This is a genomic window from Mesobacillus sp. MER 48 (assembly GCF_023714225.1).
GTDB classification, from domain to species: Bacteria; Bacillota; Bacilli; order Bacillales; family Cytobacillaceae; genus Mesobacillus; species Mesobacillus oceanisediminis_A.
Genome location: NZ_JAMAUR010000002.1, coordinates 660,214 through 676,819 on the forward strand (window position 1 = coordinate 660,214; position 16,606 = coordinate 676,819).

The 16,606-nt window shown below is 40.1% G+C and carries 21 protein-coding genes and 1 pseudogene; 16 read left to right on the forward strand and 6 right to left on the reverse strand.

The features are described 5' to 3' along the window. Window positions 1-15: 15 nt before the first annotated feature. Entirely contained in the window at window positions 16-609 is a 594-nt protein-coding gene (locus M3593_RS09475) for a hypothetical protein (RefSeq protein WP_251541826.1), read from the forward strand. Here M3593_RS09475 and M3593_RS09480 read toward each other — a convergent pair. Further along, window positions 606-1,130, reverse strand: coding sequence for an undecaprenyl-diphosphatase (locus M3593_RS09480; protein ID WP_353056083.1), 525 nt, complete (start codon window positions 1,128-1,130; stop codon window positions 606-608). The genes M3593_RS09475 and M3593_RS09480 overlap by 4 nt on opposite strands. Before the next feature lie 75 nt (window positions 1,131-1,205). Between M3593_RS09480 and M3593_RS09485 the strand changes: the two genes are divergently transcribed. Further along, complete coding sequence (locus M3593_RS09485; protein ID WP_251541824.1) at window positions 1,206-1,667, forward strand: GyrI-like domain-containing protein; 462 nt, start codon at window positions 1,206-1,208, stop codon at window positions 1,665-1,667. Between the two features lie 145 nt (window positions 1,668-1,812). Here the strand turns inward: M3593_RS09485 and M3593_RS09490 are convergent, their stop codons facing one another. Then, the gene (locus M3593_RS09490; RefSeq protein WP_144475998.1) at window positions 1,813-2,142 is read right to left on the reverse strand and encodes a DUF4257 domain-containing protein; all 330 of its coding nucleotides are present in this window, start codon (window positions 2,140-2,142) and stop codon (window positions 1,813-1,815) included. 269 nt (window positions 2,143-2,411) lie between these two features. On the opposite strand from M3593_RS09490, the pseudogene M3593_RS09495 reads away from it, so the two are divergent. The 9 genes and pseudogenes from M3593_RS09495 (at window position 2,412) to M3593_RS09535 (ending at window position 8,409) form a co-directional block, all read left to right on the forward strand. Beyond that, window positions 2,412-2,856, forward strand: a pseudogene (locus M3593_RS09495) (NUDIX hydrolase). A 130-nt stretch (window positions 2,857-2,986) separates the two neighbouring features. Beyond that, window positions 2,987-3,586 (forward strand): kinase, encoded by a 600-nt coding sequence (locus M3593_RS09500; protein WP_144476084.1) that lies wholly within the window; start codon window positions 2,987-2,989, stop codon window positions 3,584-3,586. Continuing rightward, window positions 3,583-4,188, forward strand: coding sequence for a DUF4253 domain-containing protein (locus tag M3593_RS09505; RefSeq protein WP_144475996.1), 606 nt, complete (start codon window positions 3,583-3,585; stop codon window positions 4,186-4,188). Before M3593_RS09500 ends, M3593_RS09505 begins: the two co-directional genes overlap by 4 nt. 21 nt (window positions 4,189-4,209) lie before the next feature. Then, window positions 4,210-5,229: a DUF2332 domain-containing protein gene (locus M3593_RS09510; RefSeq protein WP_251541822.1), complete on the forward strand. Its 1,020-nt coding sequence runs from the start codon at window positions 4,210-4,212 to the stop codon at window positions 5,227-5,229. 238 nt (window positions 5,230-5,467) lie between these two features. Beyond that, window positions 5,468-6,067: a hypothetical protein gene (locus M3593_RS09515; protein WP_251541820.1), complete on the forward strand. Its 600-nt coding sequence runs from the start codon at window positions 5,468-5,470 to the stop codon at window positions 6,065-6,067. After that, a complete protein-coding gene (locus tag M3593_RS09520) occupies window positions 6,060-6,611 on the forward strand; it encodes a ribonuclease FAU-1 family protein (protein ID WP_144475993.1) in 552 nt (183 codons plus the stop codon). The genes M3593_RS09515 and M3593_RS09520 overlap by 8 nt, the downstream gene beginning before the upstream one ends. A gap of 40 nt (window positions 6,612-6,651) precedes the next feature. Beyond that, a complete protein-coding gene (locus tag M3593_RS09525; protein WP_251541818.1) occupies window positions 6,652-6,990 on the forward strand; it encodes a hypothetical protein in 339 nt (112 codons plus the stop codon). An 88-nt stretch (window positions 6,991-7,078) separates the two neighbouring features. Next, window positions 7,079-7,885 (forward strand): nucleotidyltransferase domain-containing protein, encoded by an 807-nt coding sequence (locus M3593_RS09530; RefSeq protein WP_251541816.1) that lies wholly within the window; start codon window positions 7,079-7,081, stop codon window positions 7,883-7,885. 107 nt (window positions 7,886-7,992) lie between these two features. Continuing rightward, on the forward strand, window positions 7,993-8,409 hold the full coding sequence (locus tag M3593_RS09535) for a hypothetical protein (RefSeq protein WP_251541813.1): 417 nt from the start codon (window positions 7,993-7,995) through the stop codon (window positions 8,407-8,409). 52 nt (window positions 8,410-8,461) lie between these two features. Here the strand turns inward: M3593_RS09535 and M3593_RS09540 are convergent, their stop codons facing one another. Continuing rightward, on the reverse strand, window positions 8,462-8,881 hold the full coding sequence (locus M3593_RS09540) for a GNAT family N-acetyltransferase (RefSeq protein ID WP_353056085.1): 420 nt from the start codon (window positions 8,879-8,881) through the stop codon (window positions 8,462-8,464). Between the two features lie 102 nt (window positions 8,882-8,983). Continuing rightward, window positions 8,984-9,517 carry a hypothetical protein gene (locus tag M3593_RS09545; RefSeq protein ID WP_251541811.1) on the reverse strand — a complete coding sequence of 178 codons (534 nt, stop codon included), beginning with the start codon at window positions 9,515-9,517 and terminating at the stop codon, window positions 8,984-8,986. A 159-nt stretch (window positions 9,518-9,676) separates the two neighbouring features. On the opposite strand from M3593_RS09545, the gene M3593_RS09550 reads away from it, so the two are divergent. Then, entirely contained in the window at window positions 9,677-11,599 is a 1,923-nt protein-coding gene (locus tag M3593_RS09550; RefSeq protein ID WP_251541809.1) for an ATP-dependent DNA helicase, read from the forward strand. Window positions 11,600-11,650: 51 nt separating this feature from the next. On the opposite strand, the gene M3593_RS09555 is transcribed toward M3593_RS09550, so the two are convergent. Together M3593_RS09555 and lexA are read right to left on the reverse strand one after the other, a co-directional pair. Then, the gene (locus M3593_RS09555) at window positions 11,651-11,848 is read right to left on the reverse strand and encodes a hypothetical protein (protein WP_251541808.1); all 198 of its coding nucleotides are present in this window, start codon (window positions 11,846-11,848) and stop codon (window positions 11,651-11,653) included. Between the two features lie 167 nt (window positions 11,849-12,015). Then, window positions 12,016-12,639 (reverse strand): transcriptional repressor LexA, encoded by a 624-nt coding sequence (gene lexA / locus M3593_RS09560; protein ID WP_144475986.1) that lies wholly within the window; start codon window positions 12,637-12,639, stop codon window positions 12,016-12,018. A gap of 153 nt (window positions 12,640-12,792) precedes the next feature. Here lexA and yneA point away from each other — a divergent pair, with 153 nt between their 5' ends. From yneA to tkt, 4 genes are all read left to right on the forward strand, one after another. After that, complete coding sequence (yneA, locus tag M3593_RS09565) at window positions 12,793-13,107, forward strand: cell division suppressor protein YneA (protein ID WP_251541807.1); 315 nt, start codon at window positions 12,793-12,795, stop codon at window positions 13,105-13,107. A 25-nt stretch (window positions 13,108-13,132) separates the two neighbouring features. Next, the gene (locus tag M3593_RS09570) at window positions 13,133-13,780 is read left to right on the forward strand and encodes a YneB family resolvase-like protein (protein ID WP_251542329.1); all 648 of its coding nucleotides are present in this window, start codon (window positions 13,133-13,135) and stop codon (window positions 13,778-13,780) included. Between the two features lie 77 nt (window positions 13,781-13,857). Further along, window positions 13,858-14,091 carry a DUF896 domain-containing protein gene (locus tag M3593_RS09575; RefSeq protein ID WP_144475984.1) on the forward strand — a complete coding sequence of 78 codons (234 nt, stop codon included), beginning with the start codon at window positions 13,858-13,860 and terminating at the stop codon, window positions 14,089-14,091. Between the two features lie 319 nt (window positions 14,092-14,410). Beyond that, entirely contained in the window at window positions 14,411-16,420 is a 2,010-nt protein-coding gene (gene tkt, locus M3593_RS09580) for a transketolase (protein WP_251541805.1), read from the forward strand. Window positions 16,421-16,606 lie beyond the last annotated feature (186 nt).

Genomic DNA, 16,606 nt, shown 5'->3' on the forward strand with positions numbered 1-16,606 from the left:
AAGGATAGTGATTACATGCAAGTAGATGGATTTGAAATAGAAGTAAATGCTCCGTATTCCTTAAACTATATGGTTTTTCTTCAGAATGTCTATTTGAATCAGAATAGGTATCAGGAGGGTCGACTGGTTTTTCCTTTTGTTGATTCGAGCAAATGGGGATTACTGGGTAATGTTCAATTTGTTGATGCCTTTAAGGAAGTATGGGAAACTTTGCTTCAAAAAAACCTAAATAAGAGGTTCGACCATAATGGCATTCTAACTGATGAGAAGGCTCTGTTTCAAAGGTTATTTCAAGAGTCGGCTGCGGGAGTGTTTGGGTTTGAGGAAAGCTCAAAGGCTTTCCTGGTATGGTGGAGAAGTTTTGCTGGCAAAATAGCGGTTGAACGTGTCTTTGATGGGGATTCCATGACCAAGTTATACAAGGAGCTGGCAGGCTCAGTAAAAACAACTCGTGAAAATAACCGGTTAAATATCGCTTTGTTATATGACCGTCTGGTTTTGTGTGGTTCTTTTCAGCGATCCTGGTACCTAACTTTGCCAATTGAAGATGTATTTTTAATAAATCGCAGGCCAGAATTACTTGAACTTATGCGAAATTCCTGTAACTAGCTGGGCTCAGGTTTGTTTCCGAATTTACTGAATGAAAAGATTCTTGTCATAACACTGATTAATGAACCAAGAAACACACTTCCAATAATATCAGATGGGTAATGGTGTCCTACCCAGATTCTAGATAAACCTGTAAGAGCCGACAGCCACATCATGATTGTCCCCAGGGTCCGGTGGAACATAAGGACAGTGGTAGAAGCGGTGAAAGCGAGCATTGTATGCTTGCTGGGAAAGGAAGAATCCATTTTTGAAGGAATAAGAATTCCAACGCGCCTGTTCATGAATGGGCGTGGCTTAAAGTAAAATAAGTGGATGAAGAATTGGGCAGCCAAGCTAACAGCCACTGAAAGGCTCGTTTCAATTGCAATTTTTTTGTTGAATCTGTTCTTGAAGAGCATCACTACAATGATAAAAAGATAAACATAACGTACACGATTTGAAATAAGGATCATTAATTTATCCGCTGTTGAATAACGGCCGGAAAGTCTGTTGATCAGCTGGAAAAGTTTAAGGTCCATCATGTTTCTCCTCAATGTTTTAATTTTACTTTTCCCTCGCTGATGGCAAAAATGTATGGAAAAAGGAGACTATATAAAATGCAAGCAATGGTAGTCAAAAAAGAATCATTTAAAGCTGTGGGAGTTAAATGGATCGGAACTTTTGAACAGGCAGCCAGAGGAGAAATTAAGACTTTTCATCACGAATTCCTTGAAAGAAAGAATCAGATTAAAAATGCTATCGAGCCTGAAAACATTATTGGGCTATCTTACCACAACACAGAACATGGCTTTACATACTATCTTGCCCTTGAAGTGAAAGATGCTCAGTCTATACCTGAAGAAATGGAGCTCATTACGGTTCCGGCGTATACATTTGCCAGCTTAGATTATAAAGGATTAGCAGTGCATGAAGCATATACAACTTTGTATACCTGGGTAAAAGAAAAAGGTTATACCTTAATACAAAATGATTTGGAGCATCTGGAAGAGTATCCAGGAAGCTTTGATCCTTTAACAGATGTACCTGAACTGAAGATTCATATTCCAATTATGATTTAACATGGTATTTAACAGGAAATTTTATTAGAAGAGAAATGTTTGGGGATAAAAGGGGTGGTTTAATATTTCCCAAGTTCATTTTTATCAAAAAAAAACAAGCACTCAGGAAGCTGCTTGACCAGTGGCGTTAGCAAACTTCTTTCTCTCAGGCCGAGGTATTGGTTTTTTCATTGCCAATATCCTCCCCGCCATTGTTACCGCTGCTTATTCGGAATAATTCCAGTCCTCTTAGTAAGGCATCCCCCCCGAAACCAGCCATTATGGACATTAAAAATACCCGGAGCATTGAGTCAGCCTCGGATGAGACTACCAACAGTGCTGCTGCTAAGGAACCTGTAAGGATTTCTTCAAGAAAACCGAGGTAGATAAATTTCTTTGTTTTTCTTGGCATGATGATTTTGCCGCGTTTTCTTACATGTGCCGTCAGTCCAACAAATCCACCAATGACCATTGCGAAAATCATGTTTTCTAACAAATTGATCACTCTCCTAAAGTCCAGATTTTTGTTGGTCGACCTTAGGTAACTCTGGATGTATTACTATTATACAAGTATTAATGGTGGAAAAGCATGCGTAAATTTATCGAATTTTCAGTATATTTATATGGTAAATAATATGTGTAACTTTTTGGAAGATAATGTTTTATTGTCCATTTTGGAAAAGTTACAGGCCTAAAGTCATAAAGAACGCATTTGATACGGGCGTCTGAAGCATTAAGAATGATTTGTTAAAGAGGAGGACAAAAATGTTTATTTTGAATGTGGAAGGTGCGATCCAGAGAGGGAAAATGGCTCATTATTGAGAGGAGTACAAAGGAAGAACACGCTGGAGGGCAATTATCACTTGTTGGCGGCAAAGTAGAAAATGAAGGATTTTCTAAAGACTTGCTTGAGCGGACCTTGAAAAGGGAGCTATTTGAGGAAGTCGGAATCGAAATTAATTGCAATTTGAAATATCTGCGAAGCAGCTCGTTTGTACTGCCTGACGGGAGAGAAGTACTCGACCTGGTGTTCCATTGTGTCATTGAAACAGGAGAACCGTTTGCAAAAAGTCCGGATGAGGTGGAGGCGGTATATTGGATGTCTGCAGAAGAAATTTATGCAAATTCAAAAGCACCAATCTGGTTAAAGGAAAGCATAGAGGAAGCCGAGCGTTATGTTCAATCTTCGACAATGAAGGCCACCAATTAAGGTGGTTGTTTTTTTGCCTAAAAAAGGAAATGTAAGGTCGGATATCGAATATGTTAAGGAATTTCTTCAGTGAATTGAGAGGTAGGCAAATTTGAATATCTTAGAAAAGTTAGTCAGTGAATTCATGTCGATGAGTAATCATAAGCATAGATTGATCATTGGCATTGACGGGCTCAGCCGGTCAGGGAAAACGACCATTGTAAAGAAGTTGGCTGCATTGCTCGAAGAATACGAAATGAAAAGCCAGATCATCCATTTGGATGACCATATTGTCGATCGGACGAAAAGATATGGAACCGGTGAAGCGGAGTGGAAGGAGTATTATTACTTGCAGTGGGAAGTTGAGAAACTGGAGGAAATATTATTTGAAAAACTCCAACAAGAAAATGAACTGGTGCTTCCATTCTATGATGAGCAACTGGATCAGCAAGTATATAAAAAGCTGGACTTAACAGGCAAGAAGGTTGTTTTGGTCGAAGGGATATTCCTGCAGCGGGAAGAATGGAAAGCGTATCTGGACTATGCCATTTTTATCGATTGCCCACGTGAAATAAGATTTCGGAGGGAAAATGCCCGAACTCGGAAGAATATCGAAAAGTTCGAGAATAGATATTGGAAAGCGGAGGATTATTATCTGGAAAAGCTCAATCCGAGGGTGAAAGCCGATAAAGTCCTAACATGTCATCAATTGGTGGACGCTCCATTTTGTATAGAAGGTGATAGTGAATGAATTGGAAAAAAATATTTAGCATTGGCGGAGGTTCAAACCAAGACAGTAATATAGCTGACCTGGGGATTCCTGATGAGGTGCTTTCCATCATAAGTAAATTCACCACTGGCAAGTTGAAGCCGTTCTATAAAACAGATCTGTATACAGATAAGAGGGGAGAAATCATAGGAGTCTGTATGGAGGTAAAACAGGATCAAGCGGAAAATCTTGTTTTAAAAATGAGAAAGGAAATGGAGGTATTAGGATTCCTCCCTTTTATATGTGATACCGAACATAATAAGGTGTGTATCAGCCAAGTTTCAGACCAGTTTGACATCATTAAAATTCAGCAAACCAATGGAGATAACTATGATATTAGCAACGAAATGGTTGTTTCCAAACTGAAGGAGTGGCATCTCAGGTATCCATTCACCATCATAGGGGCGGATTTTGACTGGGTGGAAGCCACGTTCCAGGTAATTCCTGATGGTAAAAATTTGAGGTCTTTCGCCACCGAAATGTATAAATTCTGTCCAGACATCGTTGAGCAAGGGTCAGGTTCAATCAATGGATTAATGGAAGAATTGAAAGAGTCGAAGAAATTATTCTTATGGTGGGACTGATCATCATTCGGGGGGATCGATATGGATTCAAAGATTTTCGAGAAGTTTAAACATTTTGCTGTTCATGAATGCTGGGGATCAAGTCCATTATATGAATGTCTTTCTTTAAAAATAGCTGAGGATCGGGAAATGCTTGAACTTGCAAGTAAAGTGAGGATTGGCCAGCCGGTGCCAAATTTGCTTTTGGGGGCAGTACATTATTTGCTGATGCAAGGGTATGAGCATCCACTTGCTGAATTTTACCCAAGCCTGACTGACAATCCACGGGAGAGTGATGAAGCTTTTGCTGCTTTCGTGGATTTTTGCCGGGAATATAGAGAAGAGATCACTGAGATAATTGAAAGCAAAATCGTTCAGACAAATGAGGTAAGGCGCTGTTCTTATCTATACCCGGTTTTCAGCCATATTTACCGAATGGTCCAAAAACCATTGGCCTTGATTGAAATCGGGACTAGTGCGGGCTTGCAGCTTTTCCTGGATCAATATAGCTATTCATATGGTACAGGCCAAATATATGGGAAAACTGATTCGCCTGTTCACTTAACATCAAAGATCGAAGGACAAAATAATCTATTTAGTGAAATGGACATCCCTAAGGTGAAGACGAGGATTGGAATCGACCTGCATATTAATGATGTGAAGAATATGGAGGATTATCTTTGGCTTAATGCTCTCATTTGGCCGGAACATCATGAAAGGCGGGAACTGTTTGAAAAAGCAGCGAACTTTGTGGCTAACCAGTCTTTGAGATTAATAGAAGGGGATGGAGCAGAAATGCTCAGCTCCCTTGCTGGTGAAATCCCTGATGAGCAGGTAATCAGCGTTTTTCATACCCATGTTGCCAACCAAATGCCCGGCACAACCAAGAAAAAGCTTTTGGACCAAGTAAAAGAGATTGGTGAAAGAAGGGACATCTTTCATATTTACAATAATATCTACGACTCAAGGCTCCACCTGGATTACTATCTGGATGGAAAAGAAAGCCTGAACACAATCGGGGAAACCGAGGGTCATGGCCGCTGGTTCAGCTTGAATCTTTAGCTTCAAATTTACCAGATAGGGTGTCATTAATGGAGAAGGGTCCTTTTTTATTGAGTATTTTTTATGGGTGGAATTATGTTTTTTTCATTATACCTACTTATTTTCATTAGAACAGTGAAAGGACTGGAAGAAGAAATTATCTAAAGGATGAGGAAGAGCTCGAATAATCAGATTTTTTTGAAACCTTCCTTCCCTTTTACCCGTATATTATTTATATTGGTAAAAGGAGGAAATAGTTATGGCTAAATTATCCCTCAAATCCGAGAATACCTCGAATATAATTCTTGTTTCGGCCATCATTCTGATCATCAGCAGTTTATTCATTCCTCTCGTTTTCGTTTATTTTATACAGGATTATCTGTACCTGACTAAAGATAAATGGTTTTATGCGACACCGCCCTCAGCTTACATTCTGTTCATGATCGGCATGCTTTGGCTTGCTGTTACCCTGCTCATATATTTGTTTGTTCAATGGAAATTTGAACGGAAAGGGATCAAGTGGCTCATTATTGTTCTCATGTTCGGAAGCGTACCATTCTTTATGTTTGGTATTTCGAATTATTACTATCTTAATGACGAGGGATTGCATTTTAATGAGGCAAAAAGTTTCAATGATATACATTCGTATGGCTGGAAGGATATTAAGCAAGCTGAGGAGATATTCGTCAAAACCAAAGGAGTAACTGTATCCGATCATTATATGTTTACCACCAACGATGGGAAAGTGATTGAATTGCCAAATAACAGCAAGGTATCTTATAACAAGCATAGAATTATGGAAAAGCTGCAAGAATTTAATATTCCGTTGACTAATAATATGGGAGATTTATATGAATGAGACTTTGCTAAAAAGAAGGTACGGTGACCGCGCCGATTGGATAAGGGTTAGCCAGAAGGAGTTCAAACAGGGATTTTTTGAAGAGGATGGCTTCCGAGGGTATGTAACTTCATTGAAAGTAAATAAAGTCACTGAACCATTATTTTTTCAATACGAAGATAAAAAGGTTTGTATAGTAAACGATGGATTTACCTGGCTGCAGCATTTTCCAGAAGGAAAACGCCATTCCGTCACAACCATGTTCAATTCCCAAGGGGAGGTTGTTCAGTGGTATATCGACATTTGCCTTAGAAATGGGGTTGAAAACAACCGTCCCTATTGGGATGACTTGTTTCTGGATATTATCATAATGCCAACCGGAGAAATCTACTATAAAGATCATGATGAACTAGAGGAAGCACTTTTAACAGGAGTGATTAATGAGGAATTATATAACATCGCAATAACCGAGGCCAAGCAAATTAAGAAACTGATTGAATCAAATGAATTTGAATTGTTTCAACTGACCAAGAACCATAAAGAGTATTTCGACCGGAAGGATTGAGATTTACTCAAGAAAAATATAAAGGACGATAATCTCCATTATGTTCGTAAAAACATATAGTTACAGCATTAAGCCAGAAAGGGAAAAGGACTACCTTGAGATTCAAGTTAAAGCAGAGCAAATTTATTCGCGTTTCACAAATAAACAAACTCTTTACTTACAAAGCAAGGCAGACAGTTCAAAGTGGATTGAGATGCATATCTATCAGGACGAAAAAAGCTATACTGACAGTATTCATGCCGTTGATCAACAGCCTGGAATCAATGATTTTTACAAACGGTTCCTTGAAGTCATTACCTCAGTGGAAGAGTTAAAAGAAGATGATTATAACATCATAAATCTCAATGTTAAATCATCAAGTTTTGATTTAGGGGGTTAATTAAACAGCATTAAGTAATGATGTATTATCATAATAAAGGAGTGATATATAATGTGCGGGATTAGAAACTAAGCATTTTGAAAGGGATATGAATTTATCGAGAGACCGTCATGAAATTTTACTAAAAGCAGTTGCAGACTTTACTGACGATGAAAAAGTAAGGGCAATTTATCTTGGCGGGTCATTGGCAAAAGGAAATTATGATAACTATTCAGATATAGATTTACATATTATTGTTGAGGATATCAGTCTGGAAGATTTTATTCGCAATAAAAGGCAGCGCTCTTTGAATTGGGGAAATGTTTTATTTTTTGAAGACAGTCACCCGGATTCACCAGTTGTGGTCGCACATTTTGATTCCTTTGTTAAAGCGGACACTTGGTATAAAACTAAAGGACAAGTGAAGCCTTCAATTTGGCTGAAAGGCTTGGAGGTTTTGTATGATCCTGGTGATATATTAACAGATATTTTCGAAGAATCTTCAAGGATTGAAATTGTGTTAGATTCAGAAGCTGTTGAGTTTTGGAAAGGTAAGATATTGGCTTTTTACCATGAAACATACCGCGCTGTAATGCGAAAAGATTGGTACTATGCATTGGCAAACCTGGACCGGGTAAGATGGTTGATTGCTGGCGGCTGGTATATGGAAGCCGGCAATCATCTGGATTCTTCATATGGTGTTTGGTCTAAGGTTGAAGGAGAAAGAAGTTTATTGAATGAGCGGCAATTATCCTTGCTGGCCAAATGGCATTGTAAAAGAGAAAAGGAACAAATTTTGGGGGCATTAACATTAATGTTTCCAGAAGTAATGAGATTATATAGAGTTCTACATAAGAAGGCAGGACTGGAAACGGATGAAGAAGAGTTCAGGAGAATCATTGAAATGGTGTTATGATACTGGCTTCACTATTTTGAATGATATTCCAATTATAAGTGCTAAGAATCATGGATGCTAATCCAACATTGTAGTATCTATTAGAATAGTGCAATCGAGGGGATTAAATGAAAAAGCTTGCTATTTTAACAATGATCCTAATAATATTCATGACTGGCTGCAGTTCAGATTTCCAACCGCAATTGACCAGGGTTGATGTGCAAAAACTAACAAAGGATGGCAATAAAGACGGTGAGGAGAGAATAATTGCTTCTAAAGATGAGCTCCAAACTCTAGAGCAAGCGTTCCAAAAAATCAAATGGTCCCCAAAGACGAAGCCGGAAATGACAAGGAAAGAAGATGTACTGGCGGTTTTCTTCATCCAGGAAGAGAAGAATATGCCTGAAAGCTTGTATGAATACCGAGTCTGGTTTGAGGGAGAAACTGCCACCATTATCAGCAGCAAGGAAAATGAAGGGTATGGAAGGTTAACAGATAAAACGGAAGTTCATGACTTAAAATCAGCATTGCTGCCAGGTGAATAGGTCGTTGCTTTCAGGGTCAAAAAAAGAAAAAGTGCCAGTACGGGCACTTTTTTCAGCTTACTGCACTAAAAGCAGGGGGATATTCTATTTTTCCTTCTAAACCATTCAATAAGCCCTGCTCAAGCTCAATTGCCATGAACACTTCATTTGGTAGTGGAAAGGGAGGGTTGACACCGAAATTCTTCGAGGGCTGAAACCCGAATTTAGGGTAAAAGTTCGGATGGCCAAGTACAAATACATGTTGATATCCTAAAGACTTGCATTTATTTAAACCTTCCTTGACAAGTGCTGAACCGATTCCGCTATTTTGATATTCGGGCTTCACAGCCATTGGAGCGAGACCGATTGTTGCGATCACTCCTTTTTTTGCAAGAAGACTGATGATGCTGAAAAGAATGTGTCCGATGATTTCTCCTTTCTCGTCAACAGCTACCAGGCTTAAGTCAGGAATGAAATTTTCAGAATCCCGGATTAGTTAAACAAACGTGCTTCATTTTCACCATTGACAAAAGCCGCTTGATTTAAAACCCTGATACCATGAATATCTTTAATATCTTCAGAACGAATAAAATAATCATCGCTCTTCATATTTCTTATACTCCCTCCATACCAAATTAGAAGTTTTGGATTCAGAATCAGAAAATTCCCTGTAATAACGCTTTTCATTTTCACCCGAAATTGAGTCGATATCATTTAACAACATAACTAGAAACTCTCTATCTTTGTTGATTTGCTCTTCAATTTGTGTGTAATCTCTCCCATTTTTAATATTGAACGCTAAGTGCTTATAATGGTCTGCAAGTTGATCCAAGACTTCTCCTAAATTTGAAATCTTTCCATTCATCATATAATATTGTCGGCTCAGAATAGACAGTTCCCCTAGATGACTGGCAAAAGTGAATTCGCCATCCTCTTCTTTCAAGATCTTTATCCATAGGGTCGGATCAGCATCGTTCTCCAGTAGAAATATAGAGTCTCTTACTGTCTGCTGGAATTCAGATCCTGCTTGAATTTCTAGGTCAGTGATTTTTATATACTGATAAAGATTGAGTAAAATCAATGCTGCGAGAACGAATATAATAAGGTGTTTTAAATTTTTCGCCTTCATAAACTTACTCCTTTGGTTAAAGTCTGAATTAATAATAACAGAAAATTCCAAAAGAGTAATCAGAATTTTTACCAGAATGAATTCTTTCACTTCCAGCACTTTTTTCTGTTATGATTAAAGCTGGCTTTTTGCCAGAATCAATTTTCAAGGAGAACCTGAATGACAAAAAATCTTCCATTTACCATCACTAAAAATGACACATTCTTTGATTTATTAGGGGATTACATTGGTGATGTTTTTTATGATATTTTGCCTGAAAAGGGCTATGAGTTGCGAGACGAACAGATTTATATGGCTTTCCAGGTGGAACAGGCCTTTAAGAACAAAGGGATTGTGTTTGCGGAAGCTGGTGTAGGGACAGGCAAGACCTTCGTTTACCTGATTTACGCTATCCTCTACGCCCGTTATATGGGAAAGCCTGCGATTGTATCCTGCTCAGATGAAACACTGATTGAACAGCTTGTAAAAGAGGGCGGAGACATCGAAAAACTCGAGCAGGCATTGGGACTCAAAGTGGACGTCCGGCTGGCAAAAGCGAGGGAGCAATATGTATGTGTAAAGAAGCTTGATGAGCTTTCGAACACGTCTGACGACATGGAAATTCTTGATGTCCATGATCAGCTGCCTGATTTTATTTTTGATGAAGGCATTTCCATGAATTCATTCAGCCGGTACGGTGACCGAAAGGAATATCCTTGGGTGACCAATGAAAAATGGTCCCAGATGGCGTGGGATCCACTTCAGCAATGCTCGACATGCAGCTGGCGCCATCGCTGCGGGCAAACATTGAATCGTGATTACTACCGGCATGCCGGAGACTTGATTATTTGTTCTCATGATTTTTACATGGAGCATGTGTGGACAAAAGAATCACGGAAAAGAGAGGGCCAGATGCCATTGCTGCCTGAAGCGAGCACCGTCATATTTGATGAAGGTCATTTGCTTGAATTCGCAGCGCAAAAAGGGTTGACATACAGATTTAATTCGCAAACTCTGACGACTGTGTTAACAGGCTATATGCATCAGGATGTCCGGGAGGAATCTCTTTATTTAATCGAGGATATCATAGAGCTGCATGACTCTTGGTTCGACTTGCTGGTGGAGAACTCAACTGCAGTTGAGGGTTCGAATCGAAAAGAAGTTGCAAAGCATCCTGCAATCAGGAAGACAGCTGAAACTTTGGAAAAGAAGGTCAGCGAATTAATGGACCAGCTGGTATTTGACGCAGAAATGTTCCTGATTGACGAATACCACTTAAAAATCATGGAAGAATATCTCGAGTTTTTTGCGTATGGTCTATCGATCTTCCTGAAGAACGACGAAGGGATTTTCTGGCTTGAAGAGAATGAAGTTCAGTCTTCACTAGTCATCATGCCTCGCCTGGTAGAGGACATTCTGAAAAAAGAAGTTTTTGCACAAAATATTCCGTTTGTATTTTCATCAGCAACTTTATCCCAGGCAGGGGACTTCAACTATATAGCGAAGAGTCTTGGTATTGAAAAATATACTTCCTTCACGGTTGAATCACCGTTTGATTATCAAGAGCAAATGGAAATTAAAGTCCATGTCCAGGATGCTGAAAATCAAAAATGGGAGAAAATAGGTGCTGATCTGCGGGCTTCAAGCGGAAGCTCCCTGGTTTTGTTTTCTTCCATGCAGGAAATGGAAAGGTTCAGAGTATGGTCCAATCAACAGGAGTGGGATTTTGACATCCTGTTTGAAGGCGACCGTGAGATTAGTGAAACCGTAAAAGACTTCCAGAATGTCAAAAGCACTGTACTTTGCTCATACAGTTTATGGGAAGGACTTGATGTCCCCGGTGAATCATTGACCCAGGTCATTATTGCTTCATTGCCATTCCCGCCTCATGATCCGGTCTTCCAGGCAAAAAGGAAGCATGCGGCCAACCCTTCTGCAGAAGTAGACGTACCATATATGCTGCTTCGGTTACGACAGGGAATAGGCCGGTTGATCAGGAGCAGCCAGGACGAAGGTATCGTCCATTTATGGCTTACTGGTAAGCAAAAAGCAGAATTTATGGAAGAAATAACAGCAGTGCTTCCTGTTAGTGACATTCATTAGTATAGAAAAAATCCCGAAAGGCCCAAGCCTTGCGGGATTTTTTTGCTGAAATTAGTCTACGCATCCGCACTTTCTATCATCGCGGTCACGATCATTCTCATCCTGAGCACCAGCAACCAGGTCGTTGATGATGCAACGACGGACAGCAAGGCAAAGATCTTCAAAATCAATTGTCGCCCTTACCTGGCTGTTGTTGCGGTTAGGGTAAAAGACTCCTGCTGCAAAGTTATTATTTTGATTGGATCTCATTCGAGATTAAACGTCTTCCATAGCTAAAATACACGATATTTTATTCGGAAAGGGACAAGTTGTCAGGGTTTGTACCTACTTTGGAAAGAAATATGCTTTTTCATAGAACATTTAAAGAATGAAAGTTTAATAGAACGAAAAAAAAGCAAGCGGAGTCCGCTTGCTTTTTAGTGCATATGACGGTATACACCAATGACTTTACCAAGAATCGATACATTCCGAAGGATAATCGGTTCCATTGATGAATTTTCCGGCTGGAGCCTGAAATAGTCCTTCTCCTTGAAGAAACGTTTAACAGTTGCTTCGTCATCCTCAGTCATTGCTACTACAATGTCTCCATTATTGGCTGTCTTTTGCTGCTTGACGATTACATAATCCCCATCCAGGATACCAGCCTCTATCATACTGTCACCCATGATTTCGAGCATGAAAACCTGCTCATCATGAGGAACAAGGCGGTCTGGAAGCGGGAAGTATTCTTCAACATTCTCAATAGCCGTGATTGGCATACCGGCTGTTACTTTACCGACAACAGGCACGTTGACAACATTATATTTAGGGATACGGTTTTCCTCTTCGATTTCCAGTATTTCAATTGCACGCGGTTTTGTTGGATCGCGTCTGATCAGCCCTTTGCTTTCGAGCCTTGCAAGGTGGCCGTGTACCGTAGAACTTGATGCTAGTCCAACTGCTTCGCCGATTTCACGTACGGATGGCGGATATCCTTTTTTCTTGACTTCACCTTTTATGAATTCAAAAATATCTTGTTGCCGCTTTGATAACTTTGTCATATTCACGCACCTCGTATATTTTCTTGTCCTAATTATACCATGTCTATTTGATAGATACAAACATAAGTTCGAATTTTGAGTTGACACAAAACAAATGTTCGTATTATAATAAAAAGCAAATAGGCGAACATATATTCGTTAGGAGTGTCGATTATGAAAAGACTATGGGAAAACTATTCTTACGCTTTAATCCTTCTTGCTGTCAGCCTGATTTTTTCGCTGGTGGCAAAAGCAAATTTACATAATGAGGATGCATACATAACTGTTACTATAGAAGAAGGGCAGTCACTATGGGAGATTGCAGAGACTTACGCCAGTGAACATCGCTTATCGAAAAATGAATTCGTGAGCTGGGTAGAAAAGGAAAATGGGATTGTTGGAGAAAGGGTTTTTCCGGGAGATGAACTTGTCATCCCGGTGACGGCTGAATATCTGGAGCCAACACAGATTGCCGGGGCTGAAAGATAATTTGTACATAGAATTAGGTGACAGCATGAAAGCGATTATTTATTGCCGGGTAAGTACCACGAAAGAAACGCAGGAAACTTCGCTTGCAAGGCAGGAGGAAGAATTGCTCCGCCTTGCAGAACATTATGGATTTGAAGTGATGAACATCATCAAGGAACAAGCCAGCGGGTATGACCTTGAAAGGGACGGGATCCTTGAACTGCTGGAGCTGATAAAGGACAAGTCAGTCGGTGCCGTATTGATTCAGGATGAGACTAGACTTGGCAGGGGTAATGCAAAGGTTGCTATTCTCCATTGCATATTAAAGGAGAACGTTAAGTTATACAGCATCTCTCACAGCGGGGAACTTCAGCTTTCTGAATCGGATTCCATGGTGCTCCAGATTGTCAGTATGGTAGAAGAATATCAGAGGAAGATCCATAATATAAAGATTAAACGCGGAATGAAACGCGCGGTTGAACATGGATACAAGCCTCAGCGCAATCTCAAAAATCAGGGCGAGCATTCCGGCAGGGAACGTAAAGATATGCCGATAGCAGAGATTGTCAGGCTGCGGAATAATGGCCTTACTTTTGCTGAAATTGCCGCTACTCTGAAAGGATTTGGCTACAATGTATCCAAGGCTACAGTGAATCGACGATATCTTGAATATATAGAATCAAATGAGGAATGAGGCTCCTTTCTTGTAAAACTAGAAAAAATTTAGTAAGATGTCATTTGACGTAATTTTTTACACAAAGGAGCTTTACAATGCTATCAAGTGATAAAATTGCTAGAATCAATGAACTGGCAAGGAAAGCAAAAACATCAACGCTGACTGAAGAGGAAGCAAAGGAACAGACAAAGCTTCGCGCCGAGTATCTCCAGTCATTCCGTTCTTCAATGCTCAATACACTAAAGGGAGTTACCATTGTTGATCCAGAAGGCAATGATGTTACACCTGAAAAACTAAAAGAAGAAAAAATGAAGAATAAACTTCATTAATATATTCAATTTGGAATACATGAGAGAATGTATTCCATTTTTATTTAGGCAGCATGACAGATGAAAAAACTGAATGTTATATACGACTACTGAAGTGAAAAATCAGCAATCGAACAATTTTAAAGGCCTCTTAGCTTCTATGTCAAAATCTTATTCCGTCTTCATCTGAACCGTTTGCTTACATAAGTACAGCGAGTATGCGTCAAAATAAATAACAATACGGCCTTTTCTGTCTCCTTCAGGCATAATTTGTTGTATAATAATTTCTCTCGCTATAATATTAATGATGTAGCCAGTACCTATAGAAAGGATGTATTAAATGTTTAAAGAAATTGATATGCTTTCAATTGATTCCATTCGTACTTTATCAATTGATGCGATTGAAAAAGCAAATTCCGGCCATCCAGGCATGCCGATGGGGGCAGCACCGATGGCTTACACATTATGGACTCGTTATATGAATATCAACCCTAAGAATCCAGAATGGTTCAACCGCGATCGGTTTGTCTTGTCTGCCGGACACGGATCTATGCTGCTATACAGCTTACTGCACCTTGCAGGTTATGATCTATCAATGGAAGATATTAAGCAATTCCGTCAATGGGGAAGCAAGACACCAGGACATCCTGAGTTTGGACACACTGCCGGTGTAGATGCAACAACCGGACCGCTTGGCCAGGGAATTGCCATGGCGGTTGGTATGGCGATGGCTGAACGTCACCTGGCTGCTGTTTATAATAAGGATAACTACAATATCGTTGATCACTATACATATAGCATCTGCGGTGATGGCGATTTAATGGAAGGCGTTTCTGCTGAGGCAGCTTCACTTGCAGCTCACCTTAAATTGGGCAAAATGATTGTTCTATACGATTCAAACGATATATCACTGGATGGCGATCTTAATAAGTCATTCTCTGAAAGTGTTGAGGGGCGTTTTAAAGCATACGGATGGCAATATATCCGCGTTGAAGATGGCAACAACCTTGAAGAAATCGCTAGAGCGATCGAGGAAGCAAAAACAGATGCAGATCGTCCGACCATGATTGAAGTTAAGACTATCATCGGATATGGTTCACCGAACCTCTCCGGTAAATCAGATGTTCATGGAGCTCCGCTTGGCGCAGATGAATTGAAGCTGACTAAGGAAGCTTACAAGTGGACATTTGAAGAAGACTTCCATGTACCAAGTGAAGTCTATGATCACTTTAAACAGCAAATTGCTGATAAAGGTGAACAAACTGAACAAGCATGGAATGAACAATTCTCTCAATATAAGAGTGAGTATCCTGAACTAGGTGCCCAGCTTGAAAAAGCTATAAAGGGTGAGTTAGTAGATGGATGGGATAAGGACATTCCAGTATACGAAGAAGGCAAGAGCCTTGCGAGCCGAGCATCTTCTGGTGAAGCACTTAACGGCATTGCGAAAAACCTTCCTTACTTGATTGGCGGATCAGCTGACCTTGCTGGTTCAAACAAAACAATGATTAAGGGAACAGGCGATTTCTTCCCAGGTTCATTCGAAGGCCGCAATATCTGGTTCGGGGTGCGTGAATTCGCCATGGGAGCAGCTATGAACGGTATGGCACTTCACGGAGGCCTTAAGGTGTTTGGCGGAACATTCTTCGTATTCTCTGATTACCTGAAACCAGCAATCAGACTTGCTGCGTTAATGGGATTGCCTGTAACCTTTGTGTTCACACATGACAGCATCGCGGTTGGGGAAGATGGTCCAACCCACGAACCTGTAGAACAGCTTGCCGGACTTCGCGCAATGCCAAACCTGTCAGTGATTCGTCCTGCGGATGGCAACGAAACAGCAGCTGCATGGAAGCTGGCAGTTGAATCAACTAAGAATCCTACAGCTCTGGTGCTGACTCGCCAAAACCTGCCGACAATCAAGAATACGGACAAGAATGCGTACGAAGGCGTTTCAAAAGGTGCTTATGTCATCTCTCCAGCTGGAAAAGAAACAGCAGATGCATTGATCCTTGCAGCAGGTTCAGAAGTAGGACTTGCAGTTAAGGCACAAGAGGCTTTAGCTTCTGAAGGCATCGACGTTGCGGTTGTCAGCATGCCTGCATGGGATCGCTTCGAGCAGCAATCAAAGGAATACAAAGAAAGTGTCATTCCAAAGTCTGTCAAGAAGCGTCTAGGAATCGAAATGGGCTCATCACTTGGCTGGCACCGTTATGTTGGGGACGAGGGAGAAGTACTTGCGATCGATACATTTGGTGCATCAGCGCCTGGTGAAAAGATCATGGAAGAGTATGGATTCTCTGTCAACAATGTAGTCGCTCGCGTAAAAGCATTGATCGAGCAAGACTAAAATTATCATTATAAAAGAGCACGTAACCATTAATGGTTACGTGCTCTTTTAATTAAAAGAACCTCCGCTTTTTTTTGTATTTTAGCATAGCTATATCCCTTGGGAAAATAACCTTTTTTTATATAGAATTGAAAAAAGAGACAGTAAATGATAAAATGTTAACGAACTGATGTTCTTAAAAATGGA